Below are 25,025 nucleotides of genomic sequence, written 5' to 3'. Positions count from 1 at the left end.
ATGAAAAATATCATTTCCTATTTAACTTTCAACGGTAATTGTAAAGAGGCGATGCATTTTTATAAAGAATGTTTAGGTGGCGAATTGTATTTTCAAACTATTGGTGAATCTCCAATGGCTGACCAAATGCCGAAAACAATGAAAGACTTCATATTACACTCAACCTTAACCAATGGAAAAGTTGTAATAATGGCAACAGATATGGTTCCAAAAACCGGAATCATTAAAGGGAATAATTTATCTTTAATGGTTGATTGTGAGAGCGAAATAGAAATTAAAAATTTATATGAAGCTTTAATAGTTGGTGGTCAGTCCGATCATCCATTAGAAAATACATTTTGGGGCGCGATTTTTGGCGACTTAACAGATAAATATGGCAATCATTGGTTGCTGAATTATACAAGAGAATCAACTACTAACAATTAAAAAACAAACAAAATGAATAAACAAATTTTCATCAATTTAGCAGTAAGTGACCTTGCAAAGTCAATGGAATTTTATACTGCATTAGGGTTTACTAACAACCCACAATTCTCTGACGAAACAGGAAAATGCATGGTTTGGAGTGAAAGTATTTTTGTAATGCTCTTATCACATGAAAAATTTTCTTTATTTACAACTAAACCAATTGCCGATACCAAAACGAATATCGCTGGTCTTTTTTCACTATCGATGGAGAATATAGAAGCTGTAAATAAAATGATGGCTGATGGTCTAAAAGCTGGTGGAATAGAACCAACTGAAATGAAAGATTATGGGTTTATGCAACAACGAACTATAGAAGATTTTGATGGACATACTTGGGAAATTTTCTTTATAGATATGTCAAAATTTCCGCAACAATAAAAAAATAACAGTATGAAAAAACAGAAAATCATTTTTTGGATAACAACTGGGCTAATCTTTATAATGGAAGGATTAATTCCTGCATTCACTTCACAAACAGAAATGGCTAAAGAAGGCATACGGCATTTGGGTTATCCTGAATATTTTGGAAACGCATTAGTTGTTTTTAAAGTTTTGGGTGCATTATCACTCATCCTCCCACAAGTACCAAAGCGTATTAAAGAATGGGCTTATGCGGGTTTTGCCTTTGATTTTATTTTTGCAAGCATTAGTCATTTTGCTATTGATGGAATGGACTTTCAATCCTTTTTTCCTTTGATCTTTTTAGGTATTTTGACAGCTTCCTATATTTCTTATCACAAAATTAATTCAAATTTAAATTAACATTAAAAACAATAGTATGGCACTTATCAATCCACACATTAACTTCAACGGAAATGCCGAAGAAGCATTCAACTTTTACAAATCAGCATTTGGCGGAGAATTTGAAACGATTATTCGTTTCAAAGACATCTCAGGCCCTGACAATCCAATATCAGAAAATGAAGCTAATAAAATAATGCATATTGCTTTGCCTATCGGCAAAAATATTTTGATGGCAAATGATGTTCCTGAGAGAATGGGACGCGTAAATGAAAATGAAAACAGGTCCAAAATAGTTATTAATGCAGAAAGCCGTGAAGAAGCCGACAAATTATTCAGCGGACTTTCAGCAGGCGGAACTATTGAAGTACCAATTAGTGATAGTCCGTGGGGTACCTATTTTGGAATGTTTAGAGACAAATATGGTATTGAATGGATGGTAGATTATAACCCAAAATATAACGAAAAAGCATAATCAGAAAATAGGCAGGAAATTGAATTAACTCCTGCCTATTCTTTTTACATTTTATTTGGCCTGTTTAAATCTATCTCGTGAAAACCAAATTATTGCCTTTGGATAAATTTCCATCAAATTGGTAACCTTCATAATTAAAGCCTTTTAAATCATCAAGCGTTTGCGCATTGGTATCCAAAATATAACGAACCATCAATCCTCTTGCCTTCTTTGCAAAAAAGCTAATGATTTTTAAATTCCCATCTTTGTAATCCTTAAATTCTGGAGTAATTACTGGTACTTTCAACCCTTTCACATCAACTGCAGAGAAATATTCATTACTAGCCAAATTGATAAACAACTCGTCTTTTTTCAGTTCTTTATTCAATGAATTTGTCAAGTTTTTTTTCCAGAATTCATATAAATTTTTGCTTTCGCCAATAGGTAATTTAGTTCCCATTTCCAGACGATATGGCTGAATTAAATCCAATGGTTTTAAATATCCATAAAGCCCCGATAAAATTCGTAATTTATCTTGAAGCTCTTCCATTTTTTCAATTGGAATAGAATAAGCATCCAATCCTGTATAAACATCTCCATCAAAAGCATAAACTGCTGGGCGAGCATTTTCAGGTGTAAAAGGCGTTTTCCAATCCTGATTGCGTTTCCAATTCAAATCAGCCAATTTATCCGAAATAGACATTAACTCTGATAAAGATTTTGGCGATTGTTGTTTTAAAACTTTATGAACTTGTCTTGATTCTTTCAAAAAAGAAGATGATGTATATTGAGAAGTTGGTAATTCTTGTTCGAAATTTAATGACTTGGCAGGCGATAATACAATTTTCATGGATAGCAATTATTTGTTTCAAAAATACAAATTGAAATCTAGAATTCAGAAACAATAAATTGAATTGTTTAATAGCACCATAGAAAATTAAAATTGACGGTATTTATTTTTGTGTATTTTTGATTTCCAGAAAAACCAAAAGACCAAAACCAAATGACTAACTCTCCTCAATCGCTTATAAAAAATCCTAAATCCATTCTCAATGCTGCAGTAATTGTAGCTGCACTAGGTTATTTTGTAGATATTTATGATTTATTACTTTTTGGAATTGTTCGTACAGACAGTCTCAATGACTTAGGAATAACAGGCGATGCAGTTCGAAACCAAGGCGAATATCTCATTAGTATGCAAATGTTTGGGATGCTTTTCGGAGGGATTTTGTGGGGGATTTTAGGAGACAAAAAGGGACGAATCTCCGTTTTATTTGGTTCTATCCTACTCTATTCTGTAGCAAATATTGCCAATGGAATGGTTACTACCGTTGATGGATATGCGTTTTGGCGATTGATTGCGGGTATTGGACTTGCAGGAGAATTAGGAGCTGGAATTACTCTTGTTGCCGAATCTTTACCAAAAGAAAAACGTGGCTACGGAACCATGATAGTTGCATCGGTTGGGGTTTCTGGTGCGGTCGCAGCTTATTTAGTATATCAAATTTTTCAGGACTGGCGCTTGTGTTACTACGCAGGAGGTGGACTTGGAATTTTATTATTGTTTTTAAGAATCAGTATTCATGAGTCTGGAATGTTTAAACAAGTACTGCAAAGTGATGAAAAGAAAGGAGATTTTTTGTCTTTGTTTACCAGCTCTAAACGATTTTATAAATACTTACAATGCATTTTGATTGGAGTTCCACTTTGGTTTTTAGTGGGCGTTCTAATTACTTTTTCACCCGAATTTGCAAAAGCACTTGGTGTAGAACATGCCGAAACCATAGTAGCAGGAAAAGCAATTGCCTTTTGTTACGCCGGTTTAGTTTTTGGAGATATTGCCAGCGGATTATTCAGCCAATGGTTAAAAAGCCGAAAAAAAATCATGTGTTTGTTCTTGGTCTTCAATCTGATTATGGTTTTTGTTTACTTGAATGCCTTCGGAATATCTGCTTCTACTTTCTACCTCCTTTGTTTTACGATGGGAATCTCTGTAGGTTATTGGGTTTTATTTGTAACCATTGCAGCAGAACAATTTGGAACCAATATCAGAGCAACTGTAACTACAACAGTTCCAAATTTTGTTCGAGGTTCGCTTCCGTTGATTATTTTAATATATAGTTTTTTCAGAGATCGCATTTTTGAAGGAGATATTCTCAAAGCAGGAATGATTGTCGGATCTATATTATCAATAGGTTCGTTATTGGCGCTATGGAAATTAAAAGAAACCTTTCATGTCGATTTGGATTACACTGAAAATCAACAGTAAAACAGTTACTAAAAATCAATTAACCATAATACTCAAACAAATTTCCAAATTTTTGTTATATTTGCAAGGAAATATAGAACATGAAATTATTTCACACCTTCCTTTTTTGTATCCTATTCAACGTTGGATTTTCACAATCAACAGAGCAATATTTCGAGAAAATTAGAAATAACGAAGCAGCTCTAACTGCTTTTTTTGCACAAATGCCTAAAGGTGGTGATTTGCATCATCACTATTCAGGTTCTATTTATGCCGAACCTTTATTAGCTCATGCGATCGCTCAAGATTTCTATCTGAATACTCAAACCATGACTGTTAGTAAAGAAAAACAAACAGGAACAGACTGGGTATTATTCTCGACTTTACAAAAGAATGGAGAATTGGAAGCTTACAAACAAAAAGTAATGCATAAATGGTCAGTTAAGGATTTTAACTATGTCGATTACCCTTCGGATAAACAGTTTTTTGAATCTTTCATGAAGTTTGAGCCCGCCACGAACGGAAATTTTGAAGCAGGTTTATTAGAACTAAAAAATAGAGCTATAAAAGAAAATGTAAGCTACATCGAAACTCAATTATCAACTATTCCTTGCGCTATACAAACAAACGATTTAGCCAAATTCAATACGCAATTACGAAAAATGGTTGCCAATAAAAATGAGAAAGCTGTCATGCAATCCTTGGATTCTTTGTATACTATTTTCATTAAAAATGATGCTAAAAAATACGCCACCGATTTCAATACCAATTTTGTTGGCAAAATGCACAATGAATTAAAAATCGATGATAAACAATTCACGATGCGCTACCAGAATTTTGTTTTACGCTTTATGGAACCAGTAGATTTATTCAAAAATTTGGTTGTAGCATTTATCTCTGCAGATAGTAGTCCTTTGATGGCGGGCGTAAACATAGTTTCTCCCGAAGATGGTGAAACATCGATGAAAGATTATGAGTTACACATGCTGATGTTCAAGTATTGTCACAGCCGATTTCCAAAAGTAAAATATACGTTGCATGCAGGAGAACTCACCTTAGGATTAGTTCGCCCAGAAGAATTGTCCTGGCATATCAACGCTGCTGTTTATACCGCAGGTGCCAATAGAATTGGGCACGGAGTTGATATCGCTTACGAAGATAAAAGCTATGATTTATTGCGTTACATGGCTAAGAATGATATTCCTGTTGAAATCAATCTGACGAGTAATGAATTCATTTTGAAAGTAAAAGAAAATCGCCATCCTATTCTATTATATAAAGAATTTGGAGTACCTATTGTCATTAGCACAGACGATGCCGGAATATTACGAACCAATATGACTGAGCAATATGTTTTACTAGCCAAAAGATATCCGACTATTTCTTATACTGATATCAAGCAATTTGTTTACAACAGTATCAACTATAGTTTTATTCAGGATAAAGCAGTAAAAAAACAATTAATTCAAAATTTGGATTCTCGTTTCAAAACTTTTGAATCCAATTTTCCTTTGAAATAAATTAAATTCTCTCTACATCATTTAATACATTGGTAAAATACCTTCTTAATAAAAAATAGTATTTATTAAAAAAAAACTTATATTTGAAAACATGTAGTCTTTTTAACTACATGTTTTTTTACCAATCATTAACCAAATATAGAAAATGAAGAAAATTACTTTGACAATTATTTCTTGCCTCATCACTTATTTTATGTATTCTCAAGATGAAGCTTCAGTAAAAAAAATGGACTCTATCGAGAAATCGTTTAAATACGAGCATGGAACCATTAATTTAAAAAACGGAGTTGGAAAAATAAATGTTCCAAAAGGTTTTAAATATCTAAATCCAGTTCAAGCAGAAAGAGTCTTAGTCGATTTATGGGGTAATCCAAAAGATGACAATTTGACTCTGGGTTTACTTTTACCTGAAAATCAAGGTATACTTAGTCAAAATGGATATGTTTTTAACATCCAATACGATGAGATTGGTCACGTAGAAGACGATGACGCAGATGATATTAATTATGATGATTTGCTAACCGAAATGCAAAAAGAAACTGTCGAAGAAAACAAGGAAAGACAAAAAGCAGGTTATGAACCTGTTAATATTGTAGGTTGGGCAGCAAAACCATTTTATGATAAAGACAGAAAAATTCTGCACTGGGCAAAAGAAATAAAATTTGGTAAAGACCCTATAAATACACTAAACTATAATGTTAGAGTCCTAGGTAGAAAAGGAGTTTTGGTATTGAACGCTATTGCAACCGAAAATGATTTGCCTCTTGTCCAAAAAGATATTAATAAAGTGCTTGATATTGTTCAATTTAATGATGGATATAAATATGACGATTTTGACTCATCTGTAGATGAAGTAGCAGCCTGGACAATTGGAGGTCTTGTTGCTGGAAAGGTTTTGGCTAAAGTTGGATTCTTTGCAATCTTTGCTAAATTTGCCAAAGTAATTATATTGGCACTTTTAGGTTTCTTTGGTGCTTTCAAAAATAAAGTAAAAGGATGGTTTTCTAAAAATAAAAACAATGAAAACGAAGAAGAAACAAATGAACTTGAAGAACCTGTAGCTCAAATTGAAGAAACAGAAAAAATAGAAGAGCCAGAAACTGTGGATAAAGAAATTTAATAAACTTGATTAAAACCATTAAAGCCTCATTTGTTGAGGCTTTTTTTATTGGGTAAATCCTTTTCAAATTTGCATTATTATGGCTAATTTCACCAAATTAGATATTTTATTTTCAATACGCACAAAATGAAACATTGGGACATTCTTTTATCCAATCAGGTTGATAAAAAAAACTTCATAGATACTTTATTATCAGGAAAAATTCAAGGAAAATTATCAGATTTCAATACTCAAAAAGGAATCTTATTTTCTGATATATCCATTCAAAAATTAATAGAGGAAGAATTCAAACACGATTCAATCGAAGCTACAGTTGAAGCTCACCGAAACCTACGTACCTTTTCATCTGGAGAACGAAAAAAAGAGTTTTTAAAATATTGTCTCAAACAAAATCCTGACTATATCATTCTGGATAATCCAATGGATCATCTTGACCAAAAATCCCGATTAGAATTAGCAACAGCAATCGAAACCATATCAAATTCGGTTCGAATTATTCAATTGGTGAATCGAACGGCCGATTTGCTTCCTTTTATTTCTAATAAAGCACAAATAGAAAACAATTCATTTGAATTGAACGATATAAAAATAACTGAAGATCATTCACTTGAAAATAATGAATACAAAATACCTATTCACAAAGAAGTTTTTAAAGATGGTATTCTTATAAAAATGAATAAGATATCTGTTTCTTATGACGAAAGATCAATTATCGATTCGCTTTCCTGGACTATTAAACAAGGTGAATTTTGGCAGCTTATAGGTCCGAATGGTTCTGGAAAAAGCACACTTTTATCATTAATTTCGGGTGATAACACCAAAGGTTATGGACAGGACATTGAACTCTTTGGAAGAAAAAAAGGCAGTGGGGAAAGCATTTGGGAAATCAAAAAGAAAATTGGGTCTTTCTCAACATCCATGACTGATTTGTTCAATAGAAATACAACTTTGGAAGAAATGATTCTTTCTGGTTTCTTCGATTCCATTGGGTTGTACAGACAACCAACAACCTTGCAGCGAAAAATTGTTTCTCAATGGCTTGATTTAATTGAAATGACACCATTGAAAAACAAAATTTTCAACAGACTTTCGATTGGCCAACAAAGAGTAGCGCTTATTACCCGTGCGGTTCTCAAACATCCTCCGTTATTAATTCTAGATGAACCAATTGAAGGTTTAGACGACCATAATGTAGCATTGGTAATTCAACTTATCAACACAATAAAAAGGGAAACTAATATTACCATCCTGTTTGTTTCACATCGAATAGAACCTAATCTTGCTCCGAATTCGGTTTTAGAATTACAGCCAAGCCCAACAGGTTCGAAAGGAGTTATCAAACAGCATATTTAGGATTAAAGAATAAGTTTAATTTTACCAAAACATGTAACTTTAATCCTATCAGTACGTATAATAGTTTTAACTTAAACAACAAAAAACTCATGGCACCATTTATGATTTTTCTTTTAGTCTTTGGGCTAATTATTCTCTTTTCTTCCTTTTTTACAGTAAAACAACAAACTGCGGTTGTTGTAGAACGTTTCGGTAAGTTTTTGAGTATCCGAAACTCTGGATTACAACTTAAATTTCCAATCATTGACAGAATTGCTGGGCGTGTAAACTTTAGAATTCAACAACTTGATGTTATTATTGAAACTCAAACTAAAGACAATGTGTTTGTGAAAATGAAAATTTCAGTTCAATTTAAAGTAATTCCTGAACACGCTTACGAGGCATTCTACAAACTAGAATACCCACATGACCAAATTACTGCTTATGTTTTTGACGTAGTTCGTGCTGAAGTTCCAAAACTTATTTTGGACGATGTTTTTGCAAGAAAAGATGATATTGCAATTGCGGTAAAAAGAGAATTAAACGAAGCAATGATGGCGTATGGGTATGATATCATCAATACTTTGGTTACCGATATTGACCCGGATATTCAGGTAAAAAATGCTATGAACAGAATTAATGCTGCTGAAAGAGAAAAAACAGCAGCCATGTTTGAATCGGAAGCACAACGTATTAGAATTGTTGCAAAAGCAAAGGCTGAAGCCGAAAGTAAAAAACTTCAAGGTCAAGGTATTGCCGACCAAAGAAGAGAAATCGCAAAAGGATTAGTAGAAAGTGTCGAAGTATTAAACCAAGTGGGAATTAATTCGCAAGAAGCATCAGCTTTGATTGTAATTACACAACATTACGATACTTTGCAAGCCATTGGTGCAGATACCAATTCGAACTTAATTTTATTACCCAATTCTCCACAAGCAGCAAGTGATATGTTAAACAGTATGGTTACTAGTTTTTCAGCTTCAAACATTATTGGAGAACAAATGAAAAAACAAAAACCGCGCGTTAAAAAACCAGGTCACACTTCAATAGATTATAATCCTTCGGATACTTCAAATCCAACTCCGGAAACAGAAGTATAGTTCTTAGTTGATGGTTTTTAGTTTTTAAATTCATATAGAAAACACAAAAAAAAGAGGCGTTAAGATTTTTCTTAACACCTCTTTTTATTTATATCATTTAGCTAGAAAAAGCCTAACAACTAATAGCTAATAACTACTCTTCCTCATCCACTTGGTGCGATTTAGAATATCCTCTCCATTTCTCAATACAATCTTGAAAATCCTGAGGTAATTCAGTATCAAAACGCATCAGTTCATTTGTATTTGGATGAACAAAACCAAGTGTTTTGGCATGAAGCGCTTGACGTGGCAATGCTTTGAAACAATTCTCTATAAACTGTTTGTATTTTGTAAAAGTAGTTCCTTTCAAAATCAAGTGACCACCATAGCGTTCATCATTAAAAAGTGGATGACCAATATGTTTCAAATGCGCACGAATCTGGTGTGTTCTTCCTGTTTCTAATCGGCATGAAATCAATGTAACATACCCAAAACGTTCCAGAACTTTATAATGTGTTATTGCTGGTTTACCAATTTCCGGATCAGCAAAAACTGCCATTTGCATACGATCTTTCAAGTGTCTAGCTAAGTTCCCTTCAATAGTCCCAGAATCTTCGGTAACATTACCCCAAACTAGAGCAATATATTCTCTTTCTGATGTTTTAGCTTCAAATTGTTTTGCCAAATGAGTCATTGCAGCTTCCGTTTTGGCAATAACCAATAATCCAGAAGTATCCTTATCAATTCTATGAACTAATCCAGGACGTTCGCTACTGTTCATTGGTAAATTCTCAAAATGAAAGGCAAGCGCATTTACCAAAGTTCCTGTATAATTCCCATGACCTGGATGAACAACTAAACCTGGCGGTTTGTTAATTAATAAAAGTGCCTCATCTTCATAAACAATATCTAGTGGAATATCCTCTGGATCTACTCTATTTTCAAATGGCGGATGCGATAACATTACACGCACCACATCAAAAGCTTTAACTTTATAATTAGACTTTACTGTAGCATCATTTACAAAAATATTTCCCTCGGTAGCAGCATTCTGAATTTTATTCCTTGTAGCGTTTGGAATCAAACCCATCAAATATTTATCTATTCGTAAAATTGTTTGCCCTTTGGGCACTTCAAACCTGTAATGTTCAAATAACTCTTCGTCTAAGTCTTCTATTGGCTCAATATTATTGTTCATTTGGTGCTTCTGTTTCTGTTGCTGGAACAGCTGTACTGTCCACTGGTTCTTCCTGATAACTCTCTTTTCCATCTCCCAAAACCAAATCAATTTTTGAAGCTTTCAAAACACGGTCTCCCGCTTTTACATTTCTTCCTTTATATCGCATTTCCAAAACCATATCCTTTCCTAGGTTTGGGACATACGTAATTGTGCCAGCTTCAAGTCCTAAAGCTTTTAGTGTTGGCACAGCCTCACGATATGTTTTTTCAATTAAATCTGGAATTCGTACTGATGAAAATCCAGATGAGTTAATTTTTATATATACTTTTCTACCAACTTTTACTTTCGTGCCTGGCATCGGGTCCTGCTCTACTACACTGTATTTTGGAAAATCGTCTCTATAATCAACACTATCCAACAATTCATAATCCAGATCCAAGGCGTCAAGTTTATCTTCTACTTGTTCTTCCGTCAATTTTCTTAAATCCGGAACTGAAATTTCATGCCCATGATCGGTCGTAAAAGTCAACCAATGCATGAATAAATAACCTAAAACTGCAATAATAGCAAATGCCAAAAGCACTTGTCCAAAAAATACGCGACTCGTAAGATATTTTTTTAAGCTCATAAATATTTTTTATTTCCCGCAAAGATAAAGCTATTTCGTTTCAAAAAAAATGATAATTTTGTTTAGTACTACGTTTAATCGGTTAATCGATTAAACAGTTAACCAATTAAACATATAAAATGAAAAATATTGCCATCATCATGGGCGGTTATTCCAGCGAATACAAAATATCCTTAATCAGCGGAAACGTAGTTTATCAATTCTTAGACAAAACTAAATATAACGGATTTAGAATCCACATTTTCAAAGAAAAATGGGTATATGTTGATGACAAAGACAATGAATTTCCAATTGACAAAAATGATTTTTCAACCAATGTAAATGGAACTAAAATCACTTTCGACTGTGTTTTCAATGCTATTCATGGAACACCAGGTGAAGATGGTTTAATGCAAGCCTATTTCGAACTAATTGGTATTCCACAATCTTCATGTGACTATTACCAAGCCGCATTAACATTCAACAAACGGGATATGCTTTCAGTTTTAAAACCATACGGAATCAAAACTGCAAATTCATATTATTTGAACAAAGGTGACAAAATTAATACTGCCGAAATCGTAAAAACACTTGGTTTACCTTGCTTTGTAAAACCAAATAAATCTGGTTCTAGTTTTGGAATTTCAAAAGTAAAAACTGAAGCTGAATTACCTATTGCTATTGAAGTAGCTTACAAAGAAGACAATGAAATCATCATTGAAAGTTTCCTTGACGGAATTGAAGTTTCAGTAGGGGTTATCAATTACCAAGGAAAAGTAATTGTTTTACCAATTACCGAAATTGTTTCTGAAAATGATTTCTTCGATTATGAAGCTAAATACCAAGGAAAATCTCAGGAAATCACTCCTGCCAGAATTTCTGAAGAAATGACTCAAAAAGTTAGTGAAGCGGCAAAACGTGCTTATGAAGTTTTGAAAATGAAAGGTTTCTCTAGAAGTGAATTCATCTTTGTAGACGGCGAACCACACATGCTAGAAATGAATACTATTCCAGGATTAACAACAGAAAGTTTAATTCCACAACAAGCTAAAGCAGCTGGAATTACATTAACTGATTTATTTACTAATGCGATTGAGTTGGCTTTAACTTAGTAAAAAACAAATGGCTAATTTATGATGGTATTAATAGGAGTTCAAGATTCAAATATAAAGAATGGTCAAATTTTGGATTCAAAATGTCCAAAATGTGAATCAAAAAATAGTTTGAATTTTAGCATTTATAGAAGATATACTCATCTCACATTAATACCTCTTTTTCCTATTGGAAAATATGTCAACATCGAATGTTCAAATTGTAGTACTATTTTTGATTATGACGATTTAGATAAAAATAGTCAATTACAATTAAAAAACGAAAAACTCAATAATCCAATTTGGATGTATTCTGGCTGTATACTTTTGGTTTTAGCCATTACATTTTTTATAAATAATTACATCGAATCAAAAGATGAATCCGCAATTTTAATAAAAACACCAGCAAAAGGAGATATTTATCATTTAAAATTTTCAAATGGATATTATTCGAGTATGAGAATAGATCAGGTAACAAAAGATAGTATTTATACAACCCACAATGATTATGATGCTTATTTACCGTATGAAATAAAAGACATTGATAAACCAGAAAACTATTCAAAAAGAACAATTCATTATTCCAAATCTGAAATTGCAAACCTCTATAAAGAAGGAGAAATTATAGAGGTTTTAAGGAAATAAAAATCAAATAAAAAATGAACAAAACAAGAATTGAAGCCTTTAGTGATGGCGTATTAGCAATTATCATTACCATTATGGTTTTGGAAATAAAAGCGCCTGAAGAAGACACTTTTGAATCCTTAACACATTTAATTCCAGTTTTCCTGAGCTATGTTTTGAGTTTTATTTACGTAGGAATTTATTGGAACAATCATCATCACATGTTTCAGGTAGTTAAAAAAGTGAATGGCTCAATTTTGTGGGGCAATCTTTTTTTACTCTTTTGGCTGTCCTTAATTCCATTTGCTACAAGTTGGATTGGTGAACATCATTTTGCAGCTGTACCAATGAGTATATATGGTTTTATCCTGCTGATATGCTCTATAGCTTATAATATGCTTCAAAATAAAATTATAAAACTAGAAGGTAAAGATTCGATTTTGCATCGTGCAGTTGAAAACGACTTCAAAGGTAAAATATCAACTATAGCATATCTTTTGGCTATTCCATTAGCTTTTTTGTCTCCTTGGATTTCTGGTTTACTTTATATTGCAGTGGCAATGCTTTGGATTATCCCAGATTCAAGAATTGAAAAACAACTAAATTAAATTAGAAATGAAAAAAGCCATATTCCCAGGATCGTTTGATCCTATCACATTAGGTCACGAAGATATTATTAGAAGAGGAATTTCCTTGTTTGATGAAATTGTAATCGCGATTGGAATCAATGCTGAAAAAAAATATATGTTTTCGCTTGAAGACAGAAAGCGCTTTATTGAAGAAACATTCAAAGATGAACCAAAGGTTTCTGTTATTACTTATGAAGGATTGACTATTGATTTATGCAAAAAAATCAAAGCCGATTTTATTTTGAGAGGTCTTCGTAATCCTGCCGATTTCGAATTCGAAAAAGCAATTGCCCACACAAATAGAAGGATGTCTAAAATTGAAACTGTGTTTTTATTAACAGCTGCAAAAACTTCTTTTATAAGTTCTAGTATCGTAAGAGATGTTTTGCGCAATAACGGAGAATATCAATTATTAGTTCCTGAAGCAGTACGTGTTAAAAAATAGCATACCAAATAAACATAGAAAAATGCATATATAGTGCTACTTTCGCAAAAAAACAACATCAACAATGAGCTTTGAAAGAGAATTAAATAAACGCAGTGGTTCACAATGTGAATTATGTGCTGCAACCGAAAATTTAAAAGAATACCAAGTATTACCTACTCAAAAAGGTGGATTAGATGAAAGTATCTACGCTTGCTCTACTTGTATAGACCAAATAGAAAATCCTGGTCATGAAGATTTAAACCACTGGAGATCCCTTAATGATAGTATGTGGAGCGAACATATTCCGGTGCAAGTTGTAGCTTGGAGAATGTTGAGCCGTTTACGCAGCAATGGCTGGCCACAAGAATTGTTAGAACAAATGTATTTTGACGAAGATACTTTAGCATGGGCTCAAGCCACAGGCGAAGGTGAAGAAGATGAAAACAAAATCGTACATCGCGATGTAAATGGTGTCATTTTAACTCATGGGGATTCAGTAGTGTTAATCAAAGATTTAAAAGTAAAAGGTTCGAGTATGGTAGCCAAACAAGGAACTTCTGTTCGTAACATACGTTTAGACCACGAAAATGCCGAATACATAGAAGGAAAAGTCGATGGACAACAAATTGTAATTATTACACAATACGTTAAGAAAATATAGCTTTAATTTATTTCCATAAAAAAAACGTCTTGATTTCTCAAGACGTTTTTTTATGACTACAATCTTAGAAACTAAGACTAGCTTTTTTGAAATAATTTTTCAATTTGTTCTTTTGATAATGGCTCAGAAACATTAGTAGTACTAGCTATTTTATTTGTTACCATAAATTGTACAGTTGTTTTATCTGAACTTACAATATAATGCAACCAAACAAAATTGTTAGGTAATTCTAATTTCACATCATTCAAAGGACTTGCTGTAAACCCTTTTGAAATAATACCGTAAAAGCTTTGGTAGGCATTATCTACATTTTTAAATGTAAAATTCTTTAGAGCTGCTTCCTCTTCATCACTTTGAACTGTAGTATAGAAAAAGGTAAAATCATCTCCAATTTTTTGAACATAAAAAGCATTATTTACTCTACCTAATTTCTCAACAGGCACAGTTTCAACAACTTTAATTTGGCTAAAACCAACAGAACTAATAAATAAAATAGCAATTGCAATAACTTTTTTCATAATTTATTTGGGGTTTAATAATATACTCTATTAGGTAAGTATTTGTCAGCAAACATAATAATAAAAAAAAACAACTCCTTTATCAATCCTTTTTTTTATTAACATAAAATCAATTATTTTGTTTGTAATTTAAAACAACAACATAATATTTACGAACCTTAGATCTTATTTTAAAAATTTACTACTATGTTTTCTTAAGTTATTAAATTAATTACAAACATAATCTAATATCTGAAACCTACTCTTCCTCTTTTTTAATAACCTTTCTGGCAACTTCAATCTTAAACTTTTTCCCTTTCATTTTTTCATCTTTAATAGCATGTAATAAATCTCTAACTTTATTGAATTTTACTGCTGCAAAAGAGATAAAATCCTTCACTTCTATCAAACCCAAATCTCCTTTTTCTAGTTTTCCTTTTTGAGAAAAGAAACCAACTATGTCTATTTTATTTAATTTGTTTTTCTTACCTCCACTAATGTAAATCGTTTGAAATTCGGGTGGTTTAGGCAAATTTGTAACATTTTCTACATTTAAAATTGCCATGCCATAATCCACATAATCCAGTTTTTTTTCACTTTCATTTACAATAAGATAAGCAGTTCCCGAAGCTTGCATACGAGCAGTACGACCGTTCCTGTGAGTAAATTCATCTTCTTTTAGTGGTAAATGATAATGAATTACGTGTTTCATTTCGGGAATATCTAATCCGCGTGCTGCCAAATCAGTAGTAATCAAATAGCTTACACTTCCATTACGAAACTGAATTAATGCTCTTTCTCGTTCTTCTTGATCCATACCCCCATGATAATAGGTCGCATAAATTCCTTTTTCATTTAAAGTATCACTAATTCGTTCTGCAGCATCGCGATGATTACAAAAAACAATCGCCGACTGTGATTTCAATGAACAAATTAAATTGAACAAACTTTCAATTTTGTCTTTAGATTTAGAAATAACCATTCTGGTCGACAAATTACTTACTTGTTCTTCTTCTGTTGGGATAAAATCTAAAATCGTAGGATTGACTACTCTTGTATATTTTGGAATCTCAATATCAGAAGTCGCCGAAACCAAAACACGTTTGTTGAGTTTGCTAAGTTTTCCAATTATAAAAGACATTTGTTCATGGAAACCTAGTTGCAAAGATTTATCAAACTCATCCAGAATTAACGTTTGAATTTTATCCAATCGAAAAGTTCCTCGATCTATATGATCCGCAATTCGCCCTGGTGTTCCTATTAAAACTGCTGGAGGGTTACTCAAATTTTTAATTTCGGTATCAATAGAATGTCCTCCGTAACATACATTCACTTTATAATCAGTTCCCATTTTTTTCCAGACTTGTTCAATTTGCAATCCTAGTTCACGTGATGGCACAAGAATTAAACATTGAACCGATAGAATTTCAGGTTGTAACATTTCGAAAATAGGAAGTAAAAAAGCTAGTGTTTTTCCAGAACCCGTTGGAGAAAGCAATAAAACATTATTATCATTTAAAATAACATCTTGTGCAACTTCTTGCATTTCGTTTAAGCTTTCGATGCCTAAATTTAGTAATATATTGTTGGAATGGTGTTTCTTATTCATTTTGCAAAGGTAGTAAAAAAGTTTGCAGTGATAAATTTCAGTTGAAAGGTCTAAGACATGCTCTTTTTAACTTTTCAAGAATTCAATTTAAAATTGATTAAACACTTTCTAAAAGCACTTGCCTTGTTAGAATCAAACCACCAAAACAAATCAAAAGTTCTTTTTAGTAAAGCTTATATTTTAAATATATTTGAATAAAATTAAAGAAATGAACAATTTTTCAGTAGGATTAGGCACTGCAGCCATAGGTCGTCCATTATATATTAACATCCAACAAAATGTAAGAGAAATTTTTGACTTAGAAATTTTCAAAGCCAAAGGAATTGAAGTTTTAGAAACAGCTTACAAAAAAGGAATCCGCTATTATGATACTGCTCCAGGTTATGGCTTAGCCGAAGAATTACTTGCTGACTGGATAAAAACTAAAAAGGATCAAACAATAGAAGTAGCTACTAAATGGGGGTATGTTTATACCGCTAATTTTGATCCAAATGCGAGTATTCACGAAGTAAAAGACCATAGTATTGAACAATTGATACAGCAATGGGAGGTTTCCAAAGAATTACTTCCAAATCTTTCTACATTACAGATTCACTCTGCTACTTTTGATACTGGAGTGTTAGAAAATGAAGCTGTTTTACAAAAACTAGCTCAAATCAAAAAGCAATATCATATTCGAATTGGAGTCACAACTTCAGGCGATAATCAAGTGGATGTCTTGAGAAAAGCATTAGAAATTGCTGTTGATAACCAACCACTTTTTGATGTTTTTCAAGTTACTTATAACATCTTAGAACAAAGTTTAGCAACAATTTTGGATCTTATAAAAAAGAAGGGCAATCGAATTATCATTAAAGAAGGGCTTGCTAACGGCAGACTTTTACCCAATCCCAATTATCCGCATTATCTCAAGTTATATAATGTATTAGAGCAACTGGCTGCCAAATATGAAATTGGAGTTGACGCTGTTGCCTTGCGTTTTTGCATTCAAACAATTGAACCCTTTATGGTTTTAAGTGGAGCATCTGACAGTTATCAATTGGAAGAAAATTGGAAACTAAATAATTTTGAATTATCCGAAGAAGAAATCAAACAACTTCAATCTTTTCGCGTTCAATCAACTGATTATTGGCTAGAAAGAAAAAAATTAAAATGGCATTAAAAACCTAAAATGTATTCACTCACAAAAAGATTGTTAGGTCTGCGTGAAGGATAGAAGCAAACCGCCAAAGCGGTGCGGATAGCCTGACAGCAGTAAAAAAAGGGGCTAATCTACGCAATACAGATTAGCCCCTTTTTTTACTGGTGGCACGCCCAAAAAGTTTTAAACAACTACCTTATTGCTCTTCGAACAATAATTTTATATTTTCATACGAGTTTTTCAATGCTTCTTTGATTTGCTCTGGATTCAGCCATGCAACTTTTTCGATACCTTCTTCAATTTGACCAATTGGTGTTCCTTCGAAATCAGTTTCCATTTCAAACCAATGTGTAATTTTTAATTTGTATTTTCCATTACGTTTAAAAACATGGTAGGTTTTTTGAAGTTTTTCAATAATTTTCAATCCATCTACGCCTGTTTCTTCTTCTACTTCCCGCATAGCGGTGTTTTCAATATCTTCACCTTTATTAGTCCCTCCTTTAGGCAAATCCCATTTTCCATTTCTAAAAATAAACAAAACCTCTCTATTTTTATTATAGACTAAACCTCCGCCAGCTTTATTTACTGGAATTTTGGCTTTCAAAGTTTTCATAATTAAGCTCTCATCTGGATGATACAAATACGCTTTATTAATTTTATTTTGAAATATTTTCACTATAAGTTGCTCTACATCAATACTGTCCAGCAAAAAAAGTTGAAAATCGGTCTCCTTAGAGATTTGATTTGTCAAAAAAAGTGGTTTGTCGTTAACAAAAACTTTATACATTTGTATTATGATTTTTAATAAAGATACAGCCGAAAAAACAGCCGAATTGCTTTTGCAAATAAATGCAATTAAATTGAATCCAGGAAATCCTTTTACATGGGCTTCTGGATGGAAATCGCCAATATATTGCGATAATCGTTTAATCCTCTCGTTTCCAGCCATACGAAATTATGTTAGAGACGAATTTTCTAAAAACATCGAAAAACAATTTGGAAAACCAGATGTAATTGCAGGTGTAGCCACTGGAGCAATAGGCATCGGAATGCTAGTTGCCGAGAGCATGGGATTACCTTTTGTATATGTTCGACCAGAACCCAAAAAACATGGCCGTCAAAATCAAGTAGAAGGTTTTTTACAAAAAGGACAAAGCGTAGTAATTATAGAAGATTTAATCAGTACTGGAAACAGTAGCCTACTTGCCGTTGATGGCTTACGGGAAGCAGGAGCAGTTATAAAAGGTATGGCAGCTATATTCACTTACGGATTTGATGTGGCAGACCAAAACTTCAAAAATGCTGAAATCGATTTATACACACTGAGTAATTATCAAAATTTATTGAATTTGGCAGTTGCAAAAAGTTATATAACCGAAAAAGAAGAGCAAACTTTGAGAGAATGGAATGTTAGTCCATCAACTTGGAATATATAATTTTAGACTGCTTAATCAGAATACAAATAAAATACAACTATGAATTTAGAAAGCCCTAAGGTTACCGTTGAAAAATCTGCACAGGAATTATTTAATTTATTAATCGATGTAAAAAACTTCGAAAAATTAATGCCGGATAATATTGCAAAATTTGAAATTACAGGTGAAGACGCTTTTATTTTTGGATTAAAAGGAATGCCGGAAATTAAATTAAAAATGAAAGATAAAATAGCACCAAACAAAGTAGTTTTGGGCGCTGCAAGTGATAAACTTCCATTTACTTTAGTAGCTAACATTGATACTATTTCCGAACAATCAAGCGCAGTACAACTAAATTTTGAAGGTGAATTCAATACAATGATGGCAATGATGATAAAAGGTCCAATTTCAAAATTCATTGAAACTTTAGCCAACAACATGACAAAACTGTAACAACGTTTCTATAAAAATTTCAAAGCCTTTTAGTTTTTAGCTAAAAGGCTTTTTTATTAGTACAACATCTGCACTTCTTTGAGATTGTATTCACAAATACTATCGTCTTCTAATAGAATTTGAAGTTTTCCCACAGCGGAAACTCCTTTTATAATTCCCATAAAATTGATTTCATTTTCATCCGAAAAAGCTGTTGGAATGCCAGTTTTGAACAATTCATTTGAATATTCCGTCCATAAAAAAGAAGATTTTGCATCATAATCTATTATCATTGCTTCCAACTCTGAAACTATTGCAAAAAGAATTTCTTCTTTATCAAAATTAGCATTACAAATTAAGGCTAACGAAGAAGCTCTTGGTAAATTATGAAAATTCAATTGATTAACATTTAGTCCTAATCCAACAATCGAAGTGATAGTTCCATCGCCTTTGATACTATTCTCAATCAATATGCCACCAATCTTCTTATTGGCTGACATAATGTCGTTAGGCCATTTGATACTTAATTCAGGAATATTATATTTTTTCAAAGCTCTGATTACAGCTAGTGAAACCACTACATTAAGGTTAAAAACAGCTTCATGATCAAACAAAAAACCCTTAACCAAAGCACTCATTATAAGATTTTTACCTGACTCAGAATCCCATTTTGATCCCATTTGCCCCTTCCCTTTCAATTGAGTTTCAGCGGTAACTACTGTGAAATTTTGAACCTCTTGTTTGTTCGATAAACCTTTTAGAAAATCATTTGTAGAATCTATGGCATCGAGTTTGATTAACTTCATCTGTCCTAATTTTGCAAAACATAATTTAATATTATGTTAAGGTTCAAAATTAATCACAAAAAATGGTAACTTTACAAATTCATATAAAAAAATAAATGGCGAAAAAGACTATAAACAATGATGCTCTATTAGCAAACATCATAAAAGGAATAGAAGAAGTAAAAGGAAGTGATATAGATATTCTAGATTTAAGAGAAATAGACACTGCTGTTTGTGACTATTTTGTAATATGCAATGGTAACTCAAATACTCAAGTGAATGCTATTGTTAATTCAATTCAAAAAACAGTTTCTAAAGATTTAAAAGACAAACCTTGGCATGTGGAAGGTTCTGATGTAGCCGAATGGGTATTAATGGATTATGTTCATATTGTAGTGCACGTATTTCAAAAACATATCCGTGAATATTACAACATAGAAAGTCTTTGGGGTGATGCTAAGATCACTAAAATCGAAAACAAATATTAAAGAAATAATTTTCTAATGGCTAAAGATAATAATCCAAATTCGAATAATTTTAAGGTAAGTCCTTGGTTAGTATATACTGCAATCATATTAATTTTTTTAGGAATAAGTTTTGCAACTGGTGGATCAAACTTTCAAGAGCCAGCTCAATTAACATCTTCAAAATTTAATTCCTATTTAGAAAAAGGACAAATTGACAAGGTAATTGTTTATAATAAAAGTGAAGCTGAAGTTTTTTTAAATCAAAAAGCTCTAAGCGATCCTGAACATAAAAAAGTTGCTAAAGACATATTAGACAGACCCAACAAAGGACCTCATTATTCTTTCGACATAGGGAATGATCAAATTTTTCAAACTAAATTGGAAAAAGCTGTTGCTGAAGGCAAATTGAAAGATTTTAATTTTTTACCAAAAAGCAATTGGACAGATATATTAATAAGCCTATTACCTATAATAATAATAATTGGTGTTTGGATCTTTATTATGAGAAAAATGTCAGGTGGCCCAGGTGGTGGAGGCGGTCAAATTTTCAATATTGGAAAATCAAAAGCTAAACTTTTTGATGAAAAAACAGATATCAAAACTACATTTAAAGACGTAGCTGGATTAGAAGGTGCTAAAGAAGAAATACAAGAGATTGTAGAATTCCTTAAAAACCCTGAAAAATATACTAATTTAGGAGGTAAAATTCCCAAAGGAGCATTATTAGTAGGACCTCCAGGAACAGGAAAAACCTTATTAGCCAAAGCTGTTGCAGGAGAAGCGCAAGTACCTTTCTTCTCTCTATCTGGTTCTGATTTTGTAGAAATGTTCGTAGGAGTTGGCGCTTCACGTGTACGTGATCTTTTTAAACAAGCCAAAGAAAAATCTCCAGCAATTATTTTCATTGATGAAATTGACGCTGTTGGTAGAGCTAGAGGTAAAAGCAATATGTCTGGTGGTAATGACGAAAGAGAGAATACTCTTAATCAATTACTAACTGAAATGGATGGTTTTGGAACTAATTCTAATGTAATTGTTTTAGCAGCAACCAATAGAGCTGATGTCCTAGACAAAGCCTTAATGCGTGCTGGACGTTTTGACAGACAAATTTTTGTTGACTTACCAGATATTCGTGAAAGAGCTGAAATTTTTCAGGTTCACTTAGCTCCAATCAAAAAAGTAGAGAATCTTGACCTTGATTTTCTTGCAAAACAAACTCCAGGTTTTTCTGGAGCAGATATTGCTAATGTTTGTAACGAAGCGGCCTTGATTGCAGCACGTAACAATAAAACAGCAGTTGACAAACAAGATTTCCTTGATGCTGTAGATAGAATTATTGGTGGTCTTGAAAAGAAAAACAAAATCATCACTCCTGAAGAGAAAAGAGCAATTGCAATTCACGAAGCAGGTCATGCAACTGTAAGCTGGATGCTTGAACATGCAGCGCCACTTATCAAAGTAACTATCGTACCTCGTGGACAAAGTTTAGGAGCTGCCTGGTATCTTCCAGAAGAAAGACAGATCGTAAGAACTGATCAAATGTTAGACGAAATGTGCGCTACTATGGGTGGAAGAGCAGCTGAGAAAGTAACTTTTGACAGGATTTCGACTGGAGCACTTAGTGATTTAGAAAAAGTAACGCGTCAAGCACGTGCTATGGTAACTATTTATGGTTTGAATGACAAAATAGGAAATGTTACCTATTATGATTCATCTGGACAAAGTGAATACAGTTTTTCTAAACCATATTCTGATGAAACAGCCAAAATAATTGATGCTGAAATTTCAGAATTAATTGAAGGACAGTACAAAAGAGCAATTGAAATTTTAGAAGAAAACAAAGACAAGTTAAATCAATTAGCTGATATCTTGATCGAAAAAGAAGTAATCTTCAAAGATGACTTAGAAGCTATATTTGGAAAAAGAACTTTTGACAAAAACTTAGGTGAAGTAGTTTCATAATTTAAAAATTAACAAATATTTAAAATCTTAATTCAAAACTACGTTTTGAATTAAGATTTTTTTATCTTTGAACGTTTTCAAGTAACACAAAACGATTACTAACAAATTATGAATCTTTTTAAAAAATTATTTGGTTCTAATTCCCCTTCATCGGATGAAGGTGGAAATGATAATTCAAATAGACCTAATCCAGATATCAACTCCCCTTTAGATGAACAATTCATCTATAATTTTAAAAAAAATGGAGGAAAATTTTTATACTGCGAAAATTTAAATGAAGTAAAAGAACAATTTGAAAACATACTTGAAGAAAATGATTGGTTTGAATGCGAAGCTTTATGCTACGAACCTAAACTGTTTTTATTATTAGATGAAAACAAACTTAGTTATGGTCAAAATATTAATCCTAAATTTTTATTATCAGGTTGTGAAAATCTAGTAGCAGAAGAAGGGTCAATTTTATTTTCATCTAATCAAATTAAACAAAAAAAACCCAACGATTTACCCGCCAATATAGTTATTTTGGCAAAAACTAGCCAAATCGTTGAAGGCAAAAGTGATGGACTTAGTGCTATTCGAAAAAAATATTTAACAGAATACCCAACCAATATTACAACAATCAAATATTTTGAAAAAGCCAAGGAGGAAGATTTCACTCAGTACGGAAGCTCTGCAAAAAATTTATATCTATTGCTTTTAGAAGATCTTTAAAATGAATGAAACACTAAAAAGATCAATATCTGGAGCTATTTATATTTTATTACTAATAGCATCAATTCAATACTCTATAGAAACATTTTTTGTACTATTTGGAGTTTTTTTATTAATTGCAGTAAGTGAATTTTGCAATTTAGTACACTTAAACAAGATTGCTCCAATTATAATAGCTTGTTTATTCTATTTCTTTTTTTATAAAATTGCAATAGCTGAAAAAAGTGATGGTTTTATATATATACTAAGGTATAATAGAAGTTTTGATTTAGCCGTATTATTTTTATCTCTTATTGTTTCTTTAAAGTGTATTGTATTTCTATTCGACAACAAGAATTTAAAAGTAGATTCATTTTCAAAATTCGCCTATTTAATTGGCTATATAGTTCTGCCTTTTATTATTATCACAAAAATACCTTTTGGAATTAAAGGTTACAATCCAAATATCCTGATTAGTATTTTTATTTTAATATGGACCAATGATACTTTTGCTTATTTGGTTGGAAAATCAATTGGAAAACATAAATTATTTGAAAGGATTTCTCCTAAAAAAACCATTGAAGGATTCTTGGGCGGTATTGGATTTGCATTAATTGCAAGTTATTTTATTTCAAAATATTTTTTAATGCTTCCAGATAAGAATACTTACATTTGGCTTATAATTGCTGCTATTGTTGGCATTTTTGGAACTATTGGAGATTTAGTAGAATCCAAATTTAAACGAATTTCAGAAAAAAAAGACAGTGGAAACATCATGCCTGGACATGGAGGCATCCTAGATCGACTAGATAGTGTTATCTTTGTAGCACCAATTATATTTTTATTTTATCAAATTTTAAATTATGTTTCATAAAGAAGGAACTCAAAGTATTTTATTAGGTACAATTGTAACTGCTGTAATTTTCTTAGCATCAGATCATTTCATTCAAACAGAATGGATCAAAATGACTATTGAAATTGTAACACTATTATTATTGATTATCATTTTGCAATTTTTTAGAAATCCAAAAAGAACTGTAGAAATCAATGAAAATCACATTATTGCTCCTGTAGACGGAAAAGTAGTCGTTATAGAAGAGGTATTTGAAAGCGAATATTTTAAAGACAAAAGGATTCAAGTTTCAATATTTATGTCTCCCATAAATGTTCATGTTACACGATATGCCATAAGTGGTCTTGTAAAGTTTAGCAAATACCACCCTGGTAAATTCCTTGTAGCTTGGCACCCAAAAGCTAGTGAAGAAAATGAGAGAACAACCATTGTTGTAGAAAATCAAACTTTTGGAGCTATTTTGTACCGTCAGATTGCTGGTGCATTAGCAAAGCGTATAGTAAATTATGCACAAGAAGGAATGCAAGTTGTACAAGGAACTGATGCAGGTTTTATTAAATTTGGATCAAGAGTTGATATTTTTTTACCTTTAGGTACTCCAATTAATGTGGAATTAAATCAAAAAGCAATTGGAGGGAAAACAATAATTGCAATTAAAGCTTAATGATTGAAGAAGATTTAGACAAACGATTTCAAGAAGCAGTGGAAATTGCTTCTTTTATGACACAAGCATCTTTGCCTCAAGATGTACAATTACGTCTTTATGCCTTTTACAAACAGGCGACATTTGACAAAAGCAACTTTACAGTTACAGACAATTCTGATTTAAGAAATGCATTCAAAACAAATGCTTGGATTCAAATTAGCCATCTTACACAAGATGAAGCTAAAAAAAAATATATCAAATTAATTCATTCCCTAATAAAGTAATAGTATTATTTTCATGAAAAAAAACACTTTTATCTTAGCAAATTTGCTCTTTATTTTGGTCTT

The 25,025-nt window shown here is 32.1% G+C and carries 30 protein-coding genes; 23 read left to right on the top strand and 7 right to left on the bottom strand.

Annotation, left to right across the window (positions count from 1 at the left end):
• From CLU82_RS15300 to CLU82_RS15285, 4 genes are read left to right on the top strand one after another with little or no spacing between them, the layout of a single operon-like run.
• Complete coding sequence (locus CLU82_RS15300; RefSeq protein WP_100843903.1) at positions 1-426, top strand: VOC family protein; 426 nt, start codon at positions 1-3, stop codon at positions 424-426.
• A 12-nt stretch (positions 427-438) separates the two neighbouring features.
• The gene (locus CLU82_RS15295; RefSeq protein WP_100843902.1) at positions 439-846 is read left to right on the top strand and encodes a VOC family protein; all 408 of its coding nucleotides are present in this window, start codon (positions 439-441) and stop codon (positions 844-846) included.
• A 12-nt stretch (positions 847-858) separates the two neighbouring features.
• Positions 859-1,230, top strand: a complete 372-nt coding sequence (locus CLU82_RS15290) for a DoxX family protein (RefSeq protein WP_100843901.1) — start codon at positions 859-861, stop codon at positions 1,228-1,230.
• 16 nt (positions 1,231-1,246) lie between these two features.
• Complete coding sequence (locus tag CLU82_RS15285; protein ID WP_100843900.1) at positions 1,247-1,684, top strand: VOC family protein; 438 nt, start codon at positions 1,247-1,249, stop codon at positions 1,682-1,684.
• Positions 1,685-1,754: 70 nt separating this feature from the next.
• Here CLU82_RS15285 and yaaA read toward each other — a convergent pair whose 3' ends face one another.
• Positions 1,755-2,513: a peroxide stress protein YaaA gene (gene yaaA / locus CLU82_RS15280; RefSeq protein ID WP_100843899.1), complete on the bottom strand. Its 759-nt coding sequence runs from the start codon at positions 2,511-2,513 to the stop codon at positions 1,755-1,757.
• Positions 2,514-2,666: 153 nt separating this feature from the next.
• On the opposite strand from yaaA, the gene CLU82_RS15275 reads away from it, so the two are divergent.
• The 5 genes from CLU82_RS15275 to CLU82_RS15255 all read left to right on the top strand — a co-directional run bounded on the left by CLU82_RS15275 (position 2,667) and on the right by CLU82_RS15255 (position 8,983).
• Positions 2,667-3,932, top strand: a complete 1,266-nt coding sequence (locus CLU82_RS15275) for an MFS transporter (RefSeq protein WP_100843898.1) — start codon at positions 2,667-2,669, stop codon at positions 3,930-3,932.
• An 80-nt stretch (positions 3,933-4,012) separates the two neighbouring features.
• Positions 4,013-5,431 carry an adenosine deaminase gene (locus CLU82_RS15270; RefSeq protein ID WP_100843897.1) on the top strand — a complete coding sequence of 473 codons (1,419 nt, stop codon included), beginning with the start codon at positions 4,013-4,015 and terminating at the stop codon, positions 5,429-5,431.
• Between the two features lie 145 nt (positions 5,432-5,576).
• Positions 5,577-6,551: a DUF2167 domain-containing protein gene (locus CLU82_RS15265; protein WP_100843896.1), complete on the top strand. Its 975-nt coding sequence runs from the start codon at positions 5,577-5,579 to the stop codon at positions 6,549-6,551.
• Positions 6,552-6,677: 126 nt separating this feature from the next.
• Complete coding sequence (locus CLU82_RS15260; RefSeq protein WP_100843895.1) at positions 6,678-7,904, top strand: ATP-binding cassette domain-containing protein; 1,227 nt, start codon at positions 6,678-6,680, stop codon at positions 7,902-7,904.
• Positions 7,905-7,993: 89 nt separating this feature from the next.
• Positions 7,994-8,983 (top strand): SPFH domain-containing protein, encoded by a 990-nt coding sequence (locus tag CLU82_RS15255; protein ID WP_100843894.1) that lies wholly within the window; start codon positions 7,994-7,996, stop codon positions 8,981-8,983.
• Between the two features lie 133 nt (positions 8,984-9,116).
• On the opposite strand, the gene CLU82_RS15250 is transcribed toward CLU82_RS15255, so the two are convergent.
• Positions 9,117-10,160 (bottom strand): RluA family pseudouridine synthase, encoded by a 1,044-nt coding sequence (locus tag CLU82_RS15250; RefSeq protein ID WP_100843893.1) that lies wholly within the window; start codon positions 10,158-10,160, stop codon positions 9,117-9,119.
• A complete protein-coding gene (locus CLU82_RS15245; protein WP_100843892.1) occupies positions 10,150-10,770 on the bottom strand; it encodes a PASTA domain-containing protein in 621 nt (206 codons plus the stop codon). The genes CLU82_RS15250 and CLU82_RS15245 overlap by 11 nt, the downstream gene beginning before the upstream one ends.
• 119 nt (positions 10,771-10,889) lie before the next feature.
• Between CLU82_RS15245 and CLU82_RS15240 the strand changes: the two genes are divergently transcribed.
• The 5 genes from CLU82_RS15240 (at position 10,890) to CLU82_RS15220 (ending at position 14,181) form a co-directional block, all read left to right on the top strand.
• Positions 10,890-11,861 carry a D-alanine--D-alanine ligase gene (locus CLU82_RS15240; protein ID WP_100843891.1) on the top strand — a complete coding sequence of 324 codons (972 nt, stop codon included), beginning with the start codon at positions 10,890-10,892 and terminating at the stop codon, positions 11,859-11,861.
• Positions 11,862-11,882: 21 nt separating this feature from the next.
• Positions 11,883-12,485, top strand: coding sequence for a hypothetical protein (locus CLU82_RS15235; RefSeq protein ID WP_100843890.1), 603 nt, complete (start codon positions 11,883-11,885; stop codon positions 12,483-12,485).
• A 14-nt stretch (positions 12,486-12,499) separates the two neighbouring features.
• Positions 12,500-13,072 (top strand): TMEM175 family protein, encoded by a 573-nt coding sequence (locus tag CLU82_RS15230; protein WP_100843889.1) that lies wholly within the window; start codon positions 12,500-12,502, stop codon positions 13,070-13,072.
• A 7-nt stretch (positions 13,073-13,079) separates the two neighbouring features.
• Positions 13,080-13,538 (top strand): pantetheine-phosphate adenylyltransferase, encoded by a 459-nt coding sequence (gene coaD, locus CLU82_RS15225; RefSeq protein ID WP_100843888.1) that lies wholly within the window; start codon positions 13,080-13,082, stop codon positions 13,536-13,538.
• 64 nt (positions 13,539-13,602) lie between these two features.
• On the top strand, positions 13,603-14,181 hold the full coding sequence (locus CLU82_RS15220) for an alkylphosphonate utilization protein (protein ID WP_100843887.1): 579 nt from the start codon (positions 13,603-13,605) through the stop codon (positions 14,179-14,181).
• A gap of 77 nt (positions 14,182-14,258) precedes the next feature.
• On the opposite strand, the gene CLU82_RS15215 is transcribed toward CLU82_RS15220, so the two are convergent.
• Together CLU82_RS15215 and CLU82_RS15210 are read right to left on the bottom strand one after the other, a co-directional pair.
• A complete protein-coding gene (locus CLU82_RS15215) occupies positions 14,259-14,699 on the bottom strand; it encodes a hypothetical protein (RefSeq protein ID WP_100843886.1) in 441 nt (146 codons plus the stop codon).
• 238 nt (positions 14,700-14,937) lie between these two features.
• The gene (locus CLU82_RS15210; protein WP_100843885.1) at positions 14,938-16,287 is read right to left on the bottom strand and encodes a DEAD/DEAH box helicase; all 1,350 of its coding nucleotides are present in this window, start codon (positions 16,285-16,287) and stop codon (positions 14,938-14,940) included.
• 208 nt (positions 16,288-16,495) lie between these two features.
• Between CLU82_RS15210 and CLU82_RS15205 the strand changes: the two genes are divergently transcribed.
• Positions 16,496-17,449 (top strand): aldo/keto reductase, encoded by a 954-nt coding sequence (locus CLU82_RS15205; RefSeq protein ID WP_100845047.1) that lies wholly within the window; start codon positions 16,496-16,498, stop codon positions 17,447-17,449.
• Positions 17,450-17,624: 175 nt separating this feature from the next.
• On the opposite strand, the gene CLU82_RS15200 is transcribed toward CLU82_RS15205, so the two are convergent.
• Positions 17,625-18,215, bottom strand: a complete 591-nt coding sequence (locus tag CLU82_RS15200) for an NUDIX hydrolase (RefSeq protein ID WP_100843884.1) — start codon at positions 18,213-18,215, stop codon at positions 17,625-17,627.
• Positions 18,216-18,222: 7 nt separating this feature from the next.
• On the opposite strand from CLU82_RS15200, the gene pyrE reads away from it, so the two are divergent.
• Together pyrE and CLU82_RS15190 are read left to right on the top strand one after the other, a co-directional pair.
• The gene (gene pyrE, locus CLU82_RS15195; protein ID WP_100843883.1) at positions 18,223-18,864 is read left to right on the top strand and encodes an orotate phosphoribosyltransferase; all 642 of its coding nucleotides are present in this window, start codon (positions 18,223-18,225) and stop codon (positions 18,862-18,864) included.
• Positions 18,865-18,903: 39 nt separating this feature from the next.
• Entirely contained in the window at positions 18,904-19,296 is a 393-nt protein-coding gene (locus CLU82_RS15190) for an orotate phosphoribosyltransferase (protein WP_100843882.1), read from the top strand.
• Between the two features lie 56 nt (positions 19,297-19,352).
• On the opposite strand, the gene CLU82_RS15185 is transcribed toward CLU82_RS15190, so the two are convergent.
• Positions 19,353-20,081, bottom strand: coding sequence for a biotin--[acetyl-CoA-carboxylase] ligase (locus tag CLU82_RS15185; protein WP_100843881.1), 729 nt, complete (start codon positions 20,079-20,081; stop codon positions 19,353-19,355).
• 95 nt (positions 20,082-20,176) lie between these two features.
• On the opposite strand from CLU82_RS15185, the gene rsfS reads away from it, so the two are divergent.
• The 6 genes from rsfS (at position 20,177) to CLU82_RS15155 (ending at position 24,962) form a co-directional block, all read left to right on the top strand.
• Positions 20,177-20,548 carry a ribosome silencing factor gene (gene rsfS / locus CLU82_RS15180; RefSeq protein ID WP_100843880.1) on the top strand — a complete coding sequence of 124 codons (372 nt, stop codon included), beginning with the start codon at positions 20,177-20,179 and terminating at the stop codon, positions 20,546-20,548.
• 15 nt (positions 20,549-20,563) lie between these two features.
• Positions 20,564-22,489, top strand: coding sequence for an ATP-dependent zinc metalloprotease FtsH (gene ftsH / locus CLU82_RS15175; RefSeq protein WP_100843879.1), 1,926 nt, complete (start codon positions 20,564-20,566; stop codon positions 22,487-22,489).
• A gap of 108 nt (positions 22,490-22,597) precedes the next feature.
• The gene (locus CLU82_RS15170) at positions 22,598-23,200 is read left to right on the top strand and encodes an LUD domain-containing protein (protein ID WP_100843878.1); all 603 of its coding nucleotides are present in this window, start codon (positions 22,598-22,600) and stop codon (positions 23,198-23,200) included.
• 1 nt (position 23,201) lies between these two features.
• A complete protein-coding gene (locus CLU82_RS15165; RefSeq protein ID WP_100843877.1) occupies positions 23,202-24,053 on the top strand; it encodes a phosphatidate cytidylyltransferase in 852 nt (283 codons plus the stop codon).
• Positions 24,043-24,696 (top strand): phosphatidylserine decarboxylase family protein, encoded by a 654-nt coding sequence (locus CLU82_RS15160; RefSeq protein ID WP_100843876.1) that lies wholly within the window; start codon positions 24,043-24,045, stop codon positions 24,694-24,696. The genes CLU82_RS15165 and CLU82_RS15160 overlap by 11 nt, the downstream gene beginning before the upstream one ends.
• The gene (locus CLU82_RS15155) at positions 24,696-24,962 is read left to right on the top strand and encodes an acyl-CoA-binding protein (protein ID WP_100843875.1); all 267 of its coding nucleotides are present in this window, start codon (positions 24,696-24,698) and stop codon (positions 24,960-24,962) included. Before CLU82_RS15160 ends, CLU82_RS15155 begins: the two co-directional genes overlap by 1 nt.
• The last annotated feature ends 63 nt before the right edge of the window (positions 24,963-25,025 follow it).

The organism is Flavobacterium sp. 5, assembly GCF_002813295.1.
Taxonomy (GTDB): Bacteria; Bacteroidota; Bacteroidia; order Flavobacteriales; family Flavobacteriaceae; genus Flavobacterium.
Note: the sequence above shows the minus strand (reverse complement) of the source record. Positions and strands in the feature narration are given on the sequence as shown.